Below are 18887 nucleotides of genomic sequence, written 5' to 3' on the forward strand. Positions count from 1 at the left end.
CTATCCAGTTTCCCACGGTTGAAACCGTGGGCGATGGTTGGAAAACGTAAACGAGCGTAATACCATAGCCAACGGTTTCAACCGTTGGAGACAATGCAGAGAAATATCAATATAAAAACAACAATACATTTCCCACGGTTGAAACCATGGGCGATAGTTAGAAAACGTAAACGAGCATAATACCATAGCCAACGGTTTCAACCGTTGGAGACGAACGAAATAAAAAACACATGGCAACAAACAACAAAATTGAACTTATGGCTCCCGCAGGGAACTTTGAGTCGCTTCAGGCTGGACTAGATAATGGTGCGGATTCTGTTTATTTTGGCGTAGAGCAATTGAACATGCGCGCTCGTGCCACGGTAAATTTCACAATGGAGGATCTCCCGGAAATTGCCCGTCGTTGCGAAGCCAAGAACGTTAGAAGTTATTTGACGTTGAACACCATCATTTACGACCACGACTTATCGGTAGTAAAAACATTGTTGAACAAAGCCAAAGAAGCCAACATCACCGCAGTAATTGCCTCCGACCAAGCCGTAATCTCGATGGCGAGGGGAATTGGGATGGAAGTTCATATTTCGACACAACTGAACGTAACTAATATCGAAACCATTAAATTCTACAGCTTATTTGCGGATACTATGGTTTTGAGCCGTGAATTGAGTTTACGCCAAGTAAAAAAAATCACGGAACAAATCGTAAAAGAACAAATCAAGGGACCAAACGGCAAATTGGTGGAAATCGAAATCTTTGGTCACGGTGCATTGTGCATGGCGGTTTCGGGGAAATGCTATTTGAGTTTACATTCGAATAACTCATCGGCAAACCGTGGTGCCTGCAAACAAAATTGCCGCAAAAAATATACTGTTATCGACCAGGAAACTGGTTTTGAAATAGAATTGGACAACGAATACATGATGTCCCCAAAAGATTTGTGCACGCTTGATTTTCTGGATCAAGTAATTGATTCGGGTATTCAAGTTTTGAAAATTGAAGGTCGAGGCCGTGCTCCAGAATATGTTGCAACCGTAATAAAAACCTATCGTGAGGCTATTGACAGTTATAATGAAGGCACTTTTACCAAAGAAAAAATCGCTGTTTGGATGGAAGCCTTGAACACCGTTTACAATCGTGGTTTTTGGTCGGGTTATTATCTTGGACAGGAATTGGGAGAATGGAGCGATGTTTCGGGATCGATGGCAACACAGAAGAAAGTATATGTTGGGAAAGGAACCCATTTTTTCCCAAAAGCCGAAATTGGTCAATTCAAAATCGAAGCTTACGACATTAAAATCGGAGACAAAATATTGGTTACCGGCCCAAGCACAGGTGCACAGGAAATGGTTATTGAAGAAATGTTCGTAAATGACGTAACAGCTGAAAAAGCAACCAAAGGAGACGATTGTACTTTCAAATTGCCTTTCAGAATCCGTATGTCTGACAAATTATACAAAATAGTCGAAGCCTAATGGTTATTGTAACGCTACAAAGGGACAAGTGCATTGGGTGCAATTACTGTGTGGAAATGGCGCCAGTCCAGTTTCAGATGTCCAAAAAAGACGGAAAATCGGTGTTGATCAAAAGCGTAAACGCCAAAGGTTTTTACACTTTGAAATCACCCGACCACACCATAACCGAAAGCTGTGAATTGGCGGCAAAAGCCTGTCCGGTGAAGATTATTTCGGTGAAGGAAACGTAGACGATAAAGAGTTACTCATTTTACAAAAAATCATTGTAGCTTTGGCAGAAACCATCGATTGATGAAAGCAATTGACACAATGGAAATAGAGTAATTATGGATGAAGATTTAAAAAAGTTTGTATTATATACTGCGCCTAGCGGAGAAATACGCGTTGACGTTTTGTTGCAAAATGAAATGTTATGGCTTTCACAAAAAGCAATGGCGTTATTGTTTGACTGTAGTACGGACAATGTTTCATTACACTTAAAAAACATTTTTGAAAGTAATGAATTAGAAGAAAATTCAGTTACCGAGGTTTTCTCGGCAACTGCATCAGATGGCAAAACATACAAAGTAAAGCATTATAGTCTCGATGCCATAATTTCTGTTGGTTATCGAGTAAACTCTTCCAAAGCCACACAATTTCGTATTTGGGCAACCCAAACCTTAAAAGAATATATCATAAAGGGTTTTGTTTTAGATGACAATCGTTTAAAACAAGGTCAGGCTATTTTTGGTAAAGATTACTTTAAAGAATTACTGCAAAGAGTTCGTTCGATTCGAGCGAGCGAAAGGAGGATTTACCAGCAAGTAACCGATATTTTTGCTGAGTGCAGCATTGACTATGACAACAATGCCGATATAACTAAAAATTTCTATGCCACCGTTCAGAATAAATTCCATTTTGCAATAACAGGTAAGACTGCAGCCGAAATAATATATAAAACCGCCGATGCCGATAAGGAAAATATGGGATTAACCACTTGGAAAAATAGTCCAACCGGAAGGGTTTTGAAATCTGATGTGGTTGTTGCCAAAAATTATTTGCAAGAAAAAGAAATTAAGCAACTGGAACGTACCGTAACAGGTTATTTTGATTACATAGAAGGATTGATTGAAAGAGAAAACACTTTTACTATGATTCAATTGGCCGAAAGTGTAAATAAATTTCTAGACTTCAACGATTATAAAGTTTTGGACGGTAAGGGAAAGATTTCTAAACTACAAGCTGATAAAAAAGCAATTGCTGCATATGATACTTTTAATAAAACACAGAAAATAATTTCTGATTTTGATAAAGAAATAAAAAAACTAAAGTAAAAAACCCTATTTCATTTATGTCGAAATAGATTTTTACACTTTGAAATCACTCTACCAAACCATAGCCGAAAGTTACGAACTGGTGGCAAAGGCCTGTCCTGTGAAAATCATTTCGGTGAAAGAGACTTAGAAAAATTAAGGTTTTGGATAAATCCAAAGGGAATTTAAGCGATTCAATAAAATTGTATCTTTGATTATAACAAACTGTATAAATCAATGATTAATATGTTAAAAAACAGTTTCAATACCACAAAAAACCTCAAATCATTTGCAACGTATTGGTTGTGTTTATTGTCTTATTGTTCATTTTCTCAATCGGTGGAAAAACAAACCATTCGGGTCGAAAAAATGGAGTATGCTTACAATCCCACTTTTGAAGAATCAAGTGATGGGTCTAATCCTTTTACTAATTCTCGGGTTGTTTTGGCAACCAATTCCGAAATAGCTGACAAATTGAAGCAAAGTATACTGACTGCAATAAACAATCGTTGGAATGCTGATGTTTTTAATCCTCAATGGAGCATAAAAGAAATACCCTACTATGGCAAGGCTCCAAAATTTAAAACCAATTTAAAAAAAGGAATACCCGGCAGCTGGCATTTGTTTCTTCAAGTAATTGATAATGGTCCTTATCCAATAACTTATAAAAACAGTTCGCCTTTTGAAACAAAGCCAGTTATTGAAACTTTAGATAATACTCCATTTTACATGCAGTTCAAAGTATTGATTGTTGATGGAAGTAATCAGTCCGTGATTTTTTCAAATGAAATGACGGTCGAAATGCAACGGACACCTACGCCCGCTGATCAAATTTTACTGCAAAAACTCCCTGCTTTTACGCCATCTTTTCTTGAAGCTTTTGATAAAGCCGTTCAAACATTATTTGCCGTTACTTCTCAAAGTGAATTAAAATTGGAGGTAGCTCCAGCTTGCTTATTTTTAGATACTGATAAAACATTGGCGAATGCCCAAAAACTAAATTTCGTCACAAAAGATGATTCCATTATTGAACTGATTCAACTCAAACAAGAATGGATCATTCAGAATAGCAGAACCCGAAAAACGAAAAGAAAAAATAATTTTGGCAACAATTTATTCAACTCAACATTGACCACTTTAACGGGTATAGGCACTGATAAAATAAGAGCAATGGGGTTTGCTACAAAATTTGGTTTCATCGACAAGAAAGATAACGCACATTATTTTTGTGAAGTTCCTTTTATTGAAGAAACTCGAGAAGAGAAAGAGCGTGAAGTATCAAGAGATGCTAATGGAACCAAAGAATACAGCAACTATCTCAATGGCAACTCAACTGTAAGTCGATCTTTGGACTCCAACAAAATCTGTTATTTGATTCGTGAAAAAGACACCATTGGACATTTTAAAATTACAGTCGGAGATCGTGCTGATTCCAAAAATCACTTCTCACAATATTGGGATGGCAAAAACGAATCCACTATCAGTAAGATGCCTGAATTTTGGAATAATACATTTTCGGGACAAAATGGACATACAACACCATTCAGCCTTGAAGGAGAATTAAACAAGGTGCCTTTTATCATTGAAAACAGCAAAGCAGGGAACCAAATGGACATTGAAATCAGGGGCCAAGAAATCATGACATTGAAAATTTACAACGGCAAGCCCGTTTTTGGATTATTGTATGCCAATCTTGTTGATGAAAAAACGTTTAATCTTTTAATGATGCTTTCGACTATGCCTTTTGGTTCCATACTTTAAAAAACATTTTATAAAACATACTTTCCGCATTATACTTATGCTTTTCTTTAGTATAACTTTATGATTTTTTGCCTTTTTTACCCCTTGTAACATAAAGCAAAAAAATAGTACCTTTACAGATTAAACGTAATTCGAACTTAAATTGCTTTAATAGCAATACTACATATATTATTATGGCATGTACAAGTTGTTCAACTTCAGACGGTGGTGCACCAAAGGGTTGTAAAAATAATGGGACTTGCGGCACCGATAGCTGCAATAAATTAACGGTTTTTGACTGGCTTTCGAACATGAGTTTGCCAAATGGCGAAGCTCCTTTTGACTGTGTGGAAGTTCGTTTTAAGAACGGTAGAAAAGAGTTTTATCGCAATACCGAGAATTTAACATTGAGTATGGGTGATATAGTGGCGACTGTCGCTTCACCAGGACATGATATTGGAATAGTGACACTTACAGGAGAATTGGTAAAAATTCAAATGAAGAAAAAAGGAGTCAATCCTTCGAGTAATGAAGTTCCAAAAGTATATAGAAAAGCTTCCCAAAAAGATATTGATATTTGGACCACAGCCCGAAATAAAGAAGAACCTATGAAAGTTCGTGCTCGCGAATTGGCGATTGCACAAAAACTGGAAATGAAAATTTCGGATATTGAATTTCAAGGTGATGGTTCCAAAGCCACTTTCTATTATACAGCCAATGACAGAGTCGATTTTAGACTTTTAATCAAAGACTTTACTAAAGAATTTAGCACAAGAGTCGAGATGAAACAAGTAGGTTTCCGTCAAGAAGCAGCTCGTTTGGGAGGAATCGGTTCTTGTGGTAGAGAATTGTGTTGTTCTACTTGGTTAACGGATTTCAGAAGTGTAAACACTTCGGCAGCTCGTTACCAACAACTGTCTTTAAATCCACAAAAACTGGCAGGTCAATGTGGGAAATTGAAGTGTTGTTTGAACTACGAACTAGACACTTATATGGATGCCTTAAAAGATTTTCCAGAGTTTGACACCAAATTGGTTACCGAAAAAGGAGATGCTATTTGCCAAAAACAAGATATTTTCAAAGGATTAATGTGGTTTGCCTACACCAATAATTTTGCCAACTGGCACATCCTAAAAATTGACCAAGTCAAAGAAATTATTGCTGAAAACAAACTGAAAAACAAAGTTTCTTCTCTTGAAGATTATGCTATTGAAGTTGTTACAGAACCGGAACAAAATTTCAATAACGCAATGGGGCAAGAAAGTTTAACGCGTTTTGACCAACCTAAGAAAAAGAAAAAACCAAACAAAAAACCTAGAGTTGCCGGTGAAAATGTTATTGTTCCTAACAATGCCAACAAACCAACTGTTCAAAAAAACAATCCACCGAGCAATACAAATGCTAATGCAAACGTTGCAAACAAAGAGAATCCAACTAAGGAAAATCCGAACGGCAATAACGGCAATAGAAATCGCAATAAAAACAATCGTAAGAAACCAAATAACAACAATAATCGTCCTGCTCCTAGTGCCGAAAACAAGCCAGAGCAGCCTAGAAAACCAATAATTATTAAAAAAAATGAGAATAAAGAATAGTCTTTTGCTGCTTTTGGTAGCAGTACTCCTTTTTTCATGTGATAAAAAAAGGGTTTTTGATGAGTATAAATCTGTGGGAAGTGCTTGGCATAAAGACAGTATAGTCACTTTTGACCTACCCGTTTTGGATTCGACAAAAAGATATAATTTGTTTGTAAATTTGAGAGACAACAACAATTACAAATACAACAATCTCTTTCTAATTGTGTCCTTGGAAAGTCCAAACGGCTACACTAAAGTTGATACTTTGGAATACCAGATGGCAGAGCCAGACGGAACATTGTTGGGCGATGGTTTCACTGATATCAAGGAAAGTAAGCTCTATTACAAAGAGAATGTTCGTTTTAGAGGAAAATATAAAGTACATATCAAACAAGCAGTAAGAGAAAACGGAAAAGTGCCTGGAGTTACTTTTTTAGACGGAATTACCGAAGTAGGTTTTAGAATAGAAAATAAAGATTAGAACACGATTATGGCTATCAAAAAAAGTAACACTCAGGCAAAAAGCGTCGTTAAAGATGTTAAATATTATTCCAGAAAATTTTGGAAAATTTACTTTTATGGATTGGGAATCATTGCTTTGTTTTTCCTGTTTGCCTCATGGGGTTTATTCGGATCCATGCCTTCATTTGAAGATCTGGAAAATCCAGATTCCAATCTTGCCACCGAAATCATCTCTTCAGATGGAGTGGTTCTTGGTAAATATTTCAAACAAAACCGTTCTGCATTAAAATATTCTGATTTACCAAAAAATCTTGTTCAAGCTCTAGTGGCAACCGAAGATGCCCGTTTTTACGAGCATTCCGGTATCGACGGAAGAGGAACACTAAGAGCCATTGCCAGTTTGGGAACCAGTGGAGGAGCCAGTACATTGACCCAACAATTGGCCAAACAATTATTTCACGGTGAAGGATCAAAATTTTTACCTTTTAGAATTGTACAAAAAGCCAAAGAATGGATTATCGCCATTCGTTTAGAAAGACAATACACCAAAAATGAAATCATCGCAATGTATTGCAATGTGTATGATTTTGGGAACTATTCCGTAGGGGTTAGCTCTGCTGCAAAAACCTATTTTTCAAAGGAACCTAAAGATTTAACCATTGACGAATCGGCTATTTTAGTGGGTATGTTCAAAAACTCAGGACTTTATAATCCTGTAAAAAATCCAGTTGGGGTAAAAAACCGTAGAAATGTGGTGCTTTCTCAAATGGAAAAAGCAAACCTCATCACTGAAGACCAAAAACATCAATTGCAAAGCCTTCCAATCACATTGCATTTCAAATTGGAAAGTCATAGAGAAGGGACTGCAACTTATTTTAGAGAATTCCTTCGTGATTACATGAAGAAATGGGTGGACGAAAACAAAAAACCTGATGGTTCTGATTATGACATTTACAAAGATGGTCTTAAAATCTACACCACTATTGATTCAAGAATGCAGGCTTATGCCGAAGAAGCAGTTGCTGCCCACATGGCCAATATGCAAGAAGAGTTTTTTATTCAAAATAAAGACAATAAAAATGCTCCCTTCATAAACATTTCAGAAGCAGAAACCCAACGTATTATCAATCAAGCCATGAAATCGTCCAGTAGATGGTCCACTTTAAAGGATCAGGATAAAAGTGACGAAGAAATCATAAAATCCTTTAATGAGAAGACAAAAATGACGGTTTTCACCTGGAAAGGAGAAAGGGACACCATCATGACACCAATGGATTCCATCCGTTATTACAAACACTTTTTACAAGCAGGAGTGATGTCCATGGAACCACAAACGGGTAATATAAAAGTTTGGGTTGGAGGTATCAATTACAAATATTTCCAATATGACCACGTAGGACAAGGAGCCAGACAAGTAGGTTCTACATTCAAACCTTTTGTGTATGCAACAGCGATAGAACAATTAAACATGTCTCCTTGTGATTCCATACTCGATGGTCCTTTTATAATTCGAAAAGGCCGTCACCATGTAACCGAAGATTGGGAACCTAGAAACTCAGATAACAACTACCGCGGAATGGTTACCTTAAAACAGGCATTGGCATATTCCATCAATACGGTATCCGCAAAATTAATTGACAAGGTAAGCCCAGAAGCCGTAATTGAACTAACCCATAAATTGGGTGTAAAATCAGAAATCGTTACTCAACCTTCTATCGCTTTGGGAGCTGTGGAAATTACCGTAGAAGATATGGTTGCGGCCTTCAGCACATTTGCTAATCAAGGCGTTTATACCAAACCTCAGTTCTTGTCCAAAATCGAGAACAAAAGCGGCGAAGTAATCTACGAACCCATTCCAGAGTCCCATGATGTTTTGAACAAAGACATTGCATTTGCCATCATTAAACTACTGGAAGGTGTTACCGAAAGTGGTTCTGGAGCAAGATTGAGAACTCAAGGTGGAGGTAATGGGGACAAGCGTTGGACCGGATATCCATATATGTTTACTAATCCAATTGCCGGAAAAACAGGAACCTCACAAAATCAATCCGATGGTTGGTTTATGGGAATGGTACCCAACCTAGTTACAGGTGTTTGGGTAGGCTGTGAAGACCGTTCAGCACACTTCAAAAGCCTTACCTATGGACAGGGAGCCGCAATGGCATTACCTATCTGGGGGTATTTTATGAATAAATGTTATGACGACAAGACCTTAACAGTATCCAAAGAAGATTTTGAAAGACCAAAAAATCTTTCCATAAAAGTAGATTGTTATGCCCCAAGAGCAGCAGTAGTCAAAGATACCACCGCAACTCCAGAACAAGATACTGAAGAATTTTCATTGTAAAGAAGTATTTCATGCCAACAATGGTTTATTAGAACCTTTGGGGCGTGCCACCATAAAGAAAAAGGACCAACTCACTAGTACCGGTGATTCGGTCCTTTTTCTTTATGCTGTCGGGCCATACGCGCTACTTCGGTAGCTTGCTTCTGTCCCTCACGCAGCTCACAAGAACTTTAAGGAAGTGAGAGGATTTTGTTTTTAATAAAGTCAAAAACATTGAATTAGATTAAAAATTATTCTGCTGTTTTTGTAATCTTTTTTTTGCTTATTTTTGGAAAGGACAAAACGAAACAAATAAAAAAATCTTTATGAAAGTTACTATTTGCACTATATTCTTTATTCTAATTTCACATACAACTTTGTTTAGTCAAACTATTGACAAACTAAAAATTGACAACACTGAAATGCCTAAAGAGTATTCTATTTCAGAAACTCCAAATTGCATTTCAATTCAAGCGTGTATGTTTTATAAACAGACTGATATGTACAGTATGTTTCTTGGAAAAATAAAAAATAAATCCGTTCAAAATTTTGAATGTAAAAACGATAGCGGAAGTATAATGTATTTTGAGTTTGAAGAGGATTTTAAAGGAGAAGGTTTTTTAACTGGATTGTTATGGGGACAAGCAAAAAAACCAACAGCTGAACACCCAGAACAAATCTTTACAAAAGGTAAATTTTTAGTTATTTGGAGTTTTAACGACAAAAGTGAACTTCAGAAAATATCTGAAACCAAAGTGAAACAAGTACTAAACTAAAAATATTACCACCAACAGGTACACCGGATTTGAGCAATACATACAAAACTATGAATAAAAAGCTTTACAGATTCAAAAAACAATTCTTTGACATTAACGGAATATACAATATTCCAGGAATTGTTATTTGCTCTGGATTCGGTCTTTGCTTTGAAACACATTGTTGCAAAAATTGCGGAGAAATATTCGTGCTCGATCTGGAATTGCTTTATTATAAAAAAATAAATATTAACAACTTGATAGAAGGCAAACAATGCCCCAATTGTTTCGTAGACTTAAATAGCAATCTAGTCAAATATCCTGAAAATATTTTTCACAACGGGAAACTTTTGCAAAATGCTTATAGTATTGATTTGAAACATTTTGAAAATAGCGAATTATTGGAAGTTTATGAATTAGAATAAATCAGCACAGTCGTTAACAGCAATTTTGAGTAAGCGAGGATTTTAAATTAAACTCAAACTCCTTTTGTATATTTAGCTTAGTAATAAAATGATCTAATCGAACTCAATTCGATCTAATTTTCCTGTCACCCCGCAATAAATAAAACCAAAACAAATTCTCCTTTTAGATGGATTCTGTAAATAAAACAATTCATAAATAACTTTTCATTAATTATCCTAGTTTATTTTTGCCAATTATATACCCGTTTTTATACGTGTTTTGTCTAAATTGCGTCTAGAAACAAATTACAAAGGGTATGCCAGAAAGAGATCCAGAAAACAATGCCGAAAAAGCGCGTTTACAACTAAGAACCGATAACAAAGGCTGGAAAAAATGGGGTCCCTATTTATCCGAAAGACAATGGGGCACCGTGAGAGAAGATTATTCCCAAAGTGGTTATGCATGGGGAAGCACTACTCACGACATGGCTCGTTCCAAAGCGTATCGCTGGGGAGAAGAAGGGATTGGGGGTATTTCCGACAACAAACAACACATCTGTTTAGCTTTTGCATTTTGGAATCACAAAGACCGAATCCTAAAAGAGCGCTTCTTTGGATTAACCCCAGCCGAATCAAATCATGGTGAGGATGTCAAGGAAATTTACTTCTACCAAGATTCCACTCCTACCCATTCCTATCAAAAGATGCTTTATAAGTATCCTCACGCCGTTTTTCCTTATGAAAAATTAATAGAGGAAAGTAAAAAGCGTAGCCGTCTGGAACCTGAATATGAATTACTGGACACAGGCGTTTTTGACAAAGACGAATATTTCGATATCACCATAGAATATGCCAAAGCCGATGAGCAAGACATATTAATCAAGGTAACGGTAGAAAATCGTTCCAAAATAATGGCTCCCATTACGGTATTACCTACCATCTGGTTCAGAAATACTTGGAGTTGGGGATATGAAAATTACAAACACAAGCCTACTTTAATAGGAGTTGAAAAATCACATATAGAAGTTAATCACCGATTGGTGGGACATTTCAATTTGTATGCCGAAAATGCCAAAGATCTTTTGTTTTGTGACAACAAAACCAATTTTGAAAAATTATATAAATCGCCCGCTCAATCCGCTTATGCCAAAGATGGAATAAACGATTATATCATCAATCAAAAACGAACTAGCATAAATCCAGACGCCATTGGTACCAAAGCATCGGTGCATTATGATGATTACATTCCGCCACTTGGCAAAAAAGAATACCGTCTTCGCTTTACAAATACCAATCCGGATAAACCCTTTGAAGACTTTGATGCTATTTTCAAACAAAGAATTGAGGAAGCAGACCAATTTTATGCGCCACTTCAAAAAGGAGTAAAAGACGAAAAATTAAAATCCATTCAGCGACAAGCCTACGCTGGTATGCTTTGGACGAAACAATGGTATTACTATAATGTTTTTGAATGGCTAAAAGGCGATCCATCAACACCCCGACCCGATGCCAATTGAAAAGAGGGACGCAATAGTGCCTGGAAACACATGTACACGTCCAACATTCTCTCTATGCCGGACAAATGGGAATACCCTTGGTTTGCCGCTTGGGACCTGGCTTTTCATACCTTGCCTTTGGCTAGATTGGATCCTGATTTTGCCAAAAGGCAATTATCGGTTATCCTTAGGGAATATTATATGCATCCCAATGGACAAATTCCTGCTTATGAATGGTCGTTCTCGGATGTCAATCCGCCTGTTCATGCATGGGCAACATGGAAAGTATATGAAATTGACAAAGAAGCCAATAATGGTGTTGGAGATACTGTTTTCTTGGAACGTATTTTTCACAAACTGCTGCTCAATTTTACGTGGTGGGTAAATCTAAAAGATAAAAATGGAAATAACGTCTTTGGGGGAGGGTTCCTCGGAATGGATAATATTGGAGTGTTTGACCGCTCAGCCGATTTGCCAACTGGAGGCCATCTCGAACAAGCTGATGGTACGGGTTGGATGGCGATGTACTGCCTGAATATGTTGCGAATAGCCTGTGAAATAGCACTAAAAAATCCTGTTTATCAAGATATGGCATCCAAATTCTTTGAGCATTTTCTCCAAATTTCGGGAGCCATGCAATCTTTGGGTGATAATAAATTGAACCTTTGGGATGAAGAGGATCAGTTTTATTATGACATGTTACACAAAGAAAATGGTGATGCCCAACTACTAAAAATCCGTTCGATGGTTGGGTTAATTCCACTATTTGCGGTCGAAGTTTTAACACCCGAATTACTGGAAAAATTACCCATATTCAAACGCCGTGTCGAATGGGTCTTGAAAAACCGTCCTGATTTAGCTGGTTTGGTTTCCAGTTGGTATAACCCAGGGAAAGGAGAAACCCGTTTGCTGTCTACACTTAGAGGCCATCGTATGAAAATGATTCTCAAGCGTATGTTTGACGAAAAAGAATTTTTGTCTGATTATGGCGTACGCTCCTTATCCAAATACCACAAAGAACATCCGTATAAATTTAAACATGAAGGTGGAACCATCCAAGTAGATTATACACCAGCCGAAGCCACAGGAGATATGTTTGGAGGAAATTCCAATTGGAGAGGCCCAATTTGGTTTCCTATGAATTATTTGATTTTGGATTCATTGGAAAAATTTCACAGTTATTATGGCAAAGATTTCAAGGTCGAATTTCCAACCGAATCGGGTAAGCTGATGAATTTACAAGAAGCCGCCGAAGGTGTTGCCGAAAGATTGTTAGCACTATTTGTTCCTGATGCCAATAAAAAAATTCCAATGTATGGCGAGTACAAAAAATTTCAAGAAGATACTCTTTTCAATAAGAACCATTTATTTTTTGAATATTTTGATGGAGACAGCGGTAAAGGTTTAGGCGCTAACCACCAGACGGGATGGACTGGGCTTATCTCTGAAATTATTAGACATTTAAATGAGGTACCTGAATAGGTGATTTTTTAGCTTTTTGTGAAGATACCTATGCAAAGACTCATAAATTCAATAAAATTTCTAAGTTTATACTAATGCTGTTAAATGCGGGTGAGGGATTACTTCACTATACATTTATTATCAGAGGAGTTCAGTGAATTTCATTTGAAGCAAGCTACCAAAGTAGCGCGTATAGCCCGACAGCATAAAGAGAAGGGACCGACTCACCGTTGTGATTTGGTCTCTTTTCTTTATGGTGGCACGCCCAATAGATTATAATGGTGTGTTATTGTAAATCGGTGTTGTATTGAGGCGCTAGATTTTTTAGCATATCGACAGTCATCATTTCCAGGTCAAATTCGTGGTTCCAACCCCAATCTTCTCTAGCGCGGGAGTCGTCGATACTGGCAGGCCAACTGTCGGCAATTTTTTGACGGAAGTCGGGTGCATAGGTTACCTCGAGTTCCGGAATGTGCTTTTTGATTTCGGCTGCAATCTCGGTTGGAGTGAAACTCATGGCGGCCAAATTATAGGAAGAGCGTATTTTAATTTGCTCAATAGGTGCTTTCATGATATTGATGGTGGCAGCAATGGCATCGTCCATATACATCATTGGCATTTTGGTTTCGGAGTTCAAAAAACATTCGTATTTTCCATCGCTTAGTGCTTTGTGGTAAATATCTACGGCATAATCCGTTGTTCCTCCACCAGGCAATGTTGTCCAGCTGATTAGTCCTGGGTAACGAATACTTCTCACATCGACACCAAAAATGTTATGGTAGTATTCACACCATCTTTCACCAGCCTGTTTGCTGATTCCATAAACGGTTGAAGGTTCCATAACGGTGTATTGTGGCGTATTTTCCTTTGGGGTTGTTGGGCCAAAAACGGCTATACTGGAAGGCCAAAAGATCTTTTTTATTTTTCCGGCTTTCGCCAAATTCAAAACGTGAAACAACGAATTCATATTTAAATCCCAAGCAAAGGCAGGGTTTTTTTCGGCAGTTGCCGAGAGTAGGGCAGCCATCAAATACACATCTGTAATTTGGTGAAGTTCTACCAAATGTTCGATTTGGTTAAAATCTAATGCATTGATTACCTCAAAAGGGCCAGAATTCACGACATCGTTATTTAGCTTACGAATGTCGGAAGCAATAACATTCTCGGTTCCATAAATGGCTCTGAGTTCGTGGGTCAATTCGGTACCGATTTGCCCGCAAGCGCCAATAATTAAGATCTTTGGATTCATTGTATGTTGTTTTGAAATGCAAATATAACGATTTCGTAAATTATCGAGAATAAAGATAATCATTTTTATAGATATTGTAAAAAAATAGCTAAAAGCGGAGGAAGGTCGTAATTATTGGTGTTAATATTCTGTCATTAAAATTGGCATTGTGATTGAAATCGTGATTGAATTTACCATTGTCATTGCCATCGATATTGTCATTCAGGACAAACGCATGAGTTTAAAAAACGACCGCAGATTCGCAGATTTATTTCTTAAAAAACTAAATTTTATAATTTTTGAAAAATTAATTTACTTCCTCAGTTCGCTTCGCTCGTGTTCGCTAATTCCGCTGAAAGTGGTTAAAATGTGGATAAAAAATTATTTTAAAATTTGCGAATCTGCGGTAAAAATAATTCATACGCTTGCTTTGAATCGCAATTGATATTCTGATTGCCATTGTAAATTTACTTTGTAACTTTGTGACTCAAATAATTTAGGAAATGAATAATAAATTAACGCTACTTTTTTTGGTGATCTTGATGCAGTTTTCGTGTAAAAATGACAACGAGGAACGTCTTGCCGATAACTTAAGGGATGCAAAAAAGAAAGAATTAATTTTTAAAACCATAAATAAAGGGTGGAATTTTATTGACACCCCAATCAACGCGACTTCAGAAGCTACTTTGAAGACTTGGCCGGAGTGGAGAGCTTTTATGGAAGAGTTGGCTGTTAAGCCAAAGAAAACAATTACGGCTTTTCAAAAGAAAGCCAAGGCGCTATCGACTAAAGTGATGGCTTTGAATACCAATATTCCAACTCAATTTGACAACCCACAGATAAGAAGCCGAATTGCAACTTTGATTACCCAAGTTCGAATGTTGGATTTATACATTAATCTTGATAAAGTTTCGGATAAAAAAGTAACGGAACGTCTTGCGGAAATTAATTTGGAGTTGGTTTCATTGCAAAGACAAATGGATAAAATTGTTGAAAAAAGCAAAATCCCAATGGAAGTTGGAGAGTCCGAATTGTTGATGATGTTGGATACCACAAGAGCCATTCAAGCAGGAAATCCAGGAATGCCTGGAAGTATGGCAACACCAGGAAATCCGCCACTACAAGGTAACCCGAAAACACCAGGCAATCAAACAATACCTGGAAATCCAGGAGGGGCAACCAGTCCACAAAAACAACATATAGAAACACCACAACAAAAACAACAACACGAATCACGCATTGAGTAAAGCAACTATATATTCGGTTTATGATTCTTCTCCAAAAACGGCTCAGATTGTAGCTAGTTTGTTGGAAAATAATCAGGTAAAAATGCAATTGGACGGTTTGCTGGGATCGGCGGCTTCCTTTGTGATTCAGTCTGTTTTCAAGAAATCAGAACTTCCATTTTTGGTGGTTTTCAACAACAAGGAAGAAGCGGCGTATTATTTGAACGATTTGGAACAAATGATAGGCGAGCAAGATGTGTTGTTTTATCCAGGTTCTTTCCGTCGTCCGTACCAAATTGAAGAAACCGATAATGCCAATGTTTTGCTTCGCGCTGAGGTGCTCAACCGAATCAATTCCCGCAAAAAACCAGCCATAATCGTTACCTATCCCGAAGCGCTTTTTGAAAAAGTGGTGACCCGAAAAAATTTGGATCAAAACACTTTGAAAGTAAGTTTGGGCGATAAAATTTCGATTGATTTCCTAAACGAAGTATTGTTTGAATATGAATTCAAAAGGGTTGATTTTATCACGGAGCCAGGAGAATTCTCCGTTCGCGGGGGAATTGTCGATGTGTTTTCGTTTTCGAATGACAATCCGTACCGAATCGAGTTTTTTGGCAATGAAGTCGAAAGTATCCGAAGCTTTGATGTTGGCACGCAATTGTCATTAGAAAAACAGAAAAAAATTACCATTATTCCGAATGTAGAGAATAAGGTTTTTCAGGAAAACAGGGAGAGTTTTCTAGATTATATAGCTGAAAGAACGGTTTTGTTTTTTCAGAATACCGAGAATCTTTTATATGAATTGGATAAGCAATTTGGAAGAGCCGAAGAAGCTTTTGAGAAATTATCGAAAGATATCAAGCACGCCACGCCAGAACAATTATTCCTGAACCAAAAGGAATTTGTAAAAAGGGCGTTGGATTTTTCTGTAGTGGAATTTCATTCCAAGCCTGTTTTTAAAACGACCAAGAAGTTTGAATTTCACATTCAGCCGCAACCGTCATTCAACAAGCAATTTGATTTGTTGCTGAATAATTTGAGTGATAATCATTTTAACGGCTACCAAAATTATTTGTTTTGTTCGAATGAAGCGCAGACGAAACGTTTTCACGATATATTCGAATCTTTGGATGAAGCCAATTCGGAGAATATCCGCAAGCAATACAAAACGATTGTGTTGCCATTGTACCAAGGTTTCATCGATCAGGAAAACCAAATTACCTGTTATACTGACCATCAGATTTTTGAGCGCTACCATAAATTTAGCATCAAAAACGGCTATTCCAAAAAGCAGAATTTAACCTTAAAAGAACTTACGACTTTGTCCGTTGGGGATTATGTAACGCATATTGATCACGGTATCGGGAAGTTTGGCGGGCTGCAAAAAATACAGGTCGAAGGCAAAACTCAGGAAGCCATCAAGCTCGTTTATGCCGATAATGACATCGTGTATGTGAGCATTCACTCGCTGCACAAAATTTCAAAATACAATGGAAAAGACGGAACGCCGCCCAAAATTTATAAATTAGGGTCTAGTGCGTGGAAGACTTTAAAACAAAAAACTAAAGCGAGGGTCAAACATATTGCATTCAATTTGATTCAGCTGTATGCCAAACGGAGATTGGAAAAAGGATTCCAGTTTGCTCCCGACAGTTACTTGCAAAACGAGTTGGAAAGTTCGTTTATCTATGAGGATACGCCCGACCAAATCAAATCGACCCAGGAAGTTAAAGCCGATATGGAAAGCGAGCGCCCGATGGATCGCTTGGTTTGCGGAGATGTAGGATTTGGTAAAACCGAGGTTGCGATTCGTGCGGCTTTCAAGGCTGTGGACAATTCAAAACAAGTGGCGATTTTGGTTCCAACTACTATTTTGGCGTACCAACATTACCGCACTTTTACCGAAAGATTGAAAGATATGCCGGTTTCTATTGGTTATTTGAACCGCTTTAGAACCGCTAAACAAAAAGCCGAAACCCTAAAACAATTAGCCGAAGGCAAACTCGATATTGTCATTGGAACACATCAATTGGTCAACAAAAATGTGGTTTTCAAAAACCTCGGATTGTTGATTGTCGATGAGGAACAGAAGTTTGGCGTTAACGTAAAAGACAAACTTAAAACCATAGCGGCCAATGTTGATACCTTGACTTTGACGGCAACTCCAATCCCGAGAACTTTGCAGTTTTCGTTGATGGCAGCGAGAGATTTATCGGTAATTACAACACCTCCGCCAAACAGATATCCTATAGAAACGAATGTGGTTGGGTTTAATGAAGAGCTGATTCGGGATGCGATTTCGTATGAAATTCAACGCAACGGCCAGGTTTTCTTTATCAATAACAGAATCGAAAATATCAAGGAATTTGCAGGAATGATTCAGCGTTTAGTGCCCAATGCCAGAGTGGGAATTGGTCACGGGCAAATGGAAGGTGCAAAACTAGAAGAATTAATGCTAGCCTTTATGAACGGTGAATTTGATGTCTTGGTGGCGACCACTATTATCGAAAGTGGATTGGACGTTCCAAATGCGAATACCATTTTTATCAATAATGCGAATAATTTTGGTTTGTCTGATTTGCATCAAATGCGTGGGCGAGTTGGACGTAGCAACAAGAAAGCGTTTTGTTATTTCATCTGTCCGCCGTATTCTCATATGACTGAAGATGCCAGGAAACGAATTCAGGCTTTGGAACAATTTAGCGAATTGGGAAGCGGTTTGAATATTGCGATGAAAGATCTTGAAATTCGTGGTGCAGGAGATTTATTGGGAGGAGAACAAAGCGGTTTTATCAACGATATTGGTTTTGATACCTACCAAAAGATCATGAACGAAGCCATCGAGGAATTGAAGGAAAATGAATTCAAGGATTTATACCCTGAAGAAAACAATATCGAAACCAAGGAATATGTAAAAGACCTGCAAATCGACACTGATTTTGAGTTGTTGTTTTCAGATGAATATATCAATAATGTCACGGAGCGTTTGAGTTTGTACAACGAGTTGGCCGATGTGAAAAACGAAGAAGAACTAGTTGTTTTCCAAAACAAATTGATCGACCGTTTTGGCCCAATGCCTCCAAGGGCCCTTGCTTTAATGAACAGCATCCGCATCAAATGGATTGCCACAAGAGTGGGTATAGAAAAATTGGTGATGAAAAAAGGCAAAATGATTGGTTATTTTGTCTCCGATCAACAATCCGATTTCTATCATTCGAAACGTTTCCATAAAGTGATTCAGTTTGTGCAAACCCACAGTAGTATTTGCGTGATGAAAGAAAAACAAACCCCAAATGGCTTGCGTCTTTTGTTGACTTTTGATAATGTAAAATCAACCAGAAGAGCTTTGGAATTGATGGAATTGTTGGGAGGGGAGTAAAGGATTTTCGATTCAATATTCATTTGCTATAGCGTATTGTATTTTATAAAATAAAAAAGACCTCTA

Annotated in this window: 14 protein-coding genes; 13 read left to right on the plus strand and 1 reads right to left on the minus strand. The window is 37.5% G+C overall.

The features are described 5' to 3' along the window. Positions 1-230: 230 nt before the first annotated feature. The 11 genes from AC1DY0_RS02245 to AC1DY0_RS02295 all read left to right on the plus strand — a co-directional run bounded on the left by AC1DY0_RS02245 (position 231) and on the right by AC1DY0_RS02295 (position 13006). Positions 231-1472, plus strand: a complete 1242-nt coding sequence (locus AC1DY0_RS02245) for a peptidase U32 family protein (RefSeq protein WP_477187058.1) — start codon at positions 231-233, stop codon at positions 1470-1472. Next, positions 1472-1702, plus strand: coding sequence for a ferredoxin (locus tag AC1DY0_RS02250; RefSeq protein ID WP_477187059.1), 231 nt, complete (start codon positions 1472-1474; stop codon positions 1700-1702). Before AC1DY0_RS02245 ends, AC1DY0_RS02250 begins: the two co-directional genes overlap by 1 nt. A gap of 96 nt (positions 1703-1798) precedes the next feature. Further along, positions 1799-2785: a virulence RhuM family protein gene (locus tag AC1DY0_RS02255; RefSeq protein WP_477187060.1), complete on the plus strand. Its 987-nt coding sequence runs from the start codon at positions 1799-1801 to the stop codon at positions 2783-2785. A 216-nt stretch (positions 2786-3001) separates the two neighbouring features. Further along, complete coding sequence (locus tag AC1DY0_RS02260; protein WP_477187061.1) at positions 3002-4525, plus strand: hypothetical protein; 1524 nt, start codon at positions 3002-3004, stop codon at positions 4523-4525. Between the two features lie 173 nt (positions 4526-4698). Next, entirely contained in the window at positions 4699-6099 is a 1401-nt protein-coding gene (locus tag AC1DY0_RS02265) for a PSP1 domain-containing protein (RefSeq protein WP_477187062.1), read from the plus strand. Beyond that, positions 6083-6562, plus strand: a complete 480-nt coding sequence (locus AC1DY0_RS02270; RefSeq protein WP_326400390.1) for a gliding motility lipoprotein GldH — start codon at positions 6083-6085, stop codon at positions 6560-6562. Before AC1DY0_RS02265 ends, AC1DY0_RS02270 begins: the two co-directional genes overlap by 17 nt. Before the next feature lie 9 nt (positions 6563-6571). Next, positions 6572-8890, plus strand: coding sequence for a penicillin-binding protein 1A (locus AC1DY0_RS02275; protein ID WP_477187063.1), 2319 nt, complete (start codon positions 6572-6574; stop codon positions 8888-8890). Between the two features lie 305 nt (positions 8891-9195). Beyond that, the gene (locus tag AC1DY0_RS02280) at positions 9196-9645 is read left to right on the plus strand and encodes a hypothetical protein (protein ID WP_477187064.1); all 450 of its coding nucleotides are present in this window, start codon (positions 9196-9198) and stop codon (positions 9643-9645) included. A gap of 50 nt (positions 9646-9695) precedes the next feature. Beyond that, entirely contained in the window at positions 9696-10049 is a 354-nt protein-coding gene (locus AC1DY0_RS02285) for a hypothetical protein (protein ID WP_477187065.1), read from the plus strand. 296 nt (positions 10050-10345) lie between these two features. Next, positions 10346-11545: a hypothetical protein gene (locus tag AC1DY0_RS02290; protein WP_477187066.1), complete on the plus strand. Its 1200-nt coding sequence runs from the start codon at positions 10346-10348 to the stop codon at positions 11543-11545. Positions 11546-11599: 54 nt separating this feature from the next. Further along, on the plus strand, positions 11600-13006 hold the full coding sequence (locus tag AC1DY0_RS02295) for an MGH1-like glycoside hydrolase domain-containing protein (protein WP_477187067.1): 1407 nt from the start codon (positions 11600-11602) through the stop codon (positions 13004-13006). Positions 13007-13271: 265 nt separating this feature from the next. Here the strand turns inward: AC1DY0_RS02295 and AC1DY0_RS02300 are convergent, their stop codons facing one another. Next, positions 13272-14234 carry an L-threonine 3-dehydrogenase gene (locus tag AC1DY0_RS02300; RefSeq protein ID WP_477187068.1) on the minus strand — a complete coding sequence of 321 codons (963 nt, stop codon included), beginning with the start codon at positions 14232-14234 and terminating at the stop codon, positions 13272-13274. Positions 14235-14716: 482 nt separating this feature from the next. Here AC1DY0_RS02300 and AC1DY0_RS02305 point away from each other — a divergent pair, with 482 nt between their 5' ends. Beyond that, the gene (locus AC1DY0_RS02305; protein WP_477187069.1) at positions 14717-15460 is read left to right on the plus strand and encodes a hypothetical protein; all 744 of its coding nucleotides are present in this window, start codon (positions 14717-14719) and stop codon (positions 15458-15460) included. An 82-nt stretch (positions 15461-15542) separates the two neighbouring features. Next, complete coding sequence (gene mfd / locus AC1DY0_RS02310) at positions 15543-18821, plus strand: transcription-repair coupling factor (protein ID WP_477187308.1); 3279 nt, start codon at positions 15543-15545, stop codon at positions 18819-18821. The last annotated feature ends 66 nt before the right edge of the window (positions 18822-18887 follow it).

The organism is Flavobacterium sp. P1_E4 (genome assembly GCF_056405915.1).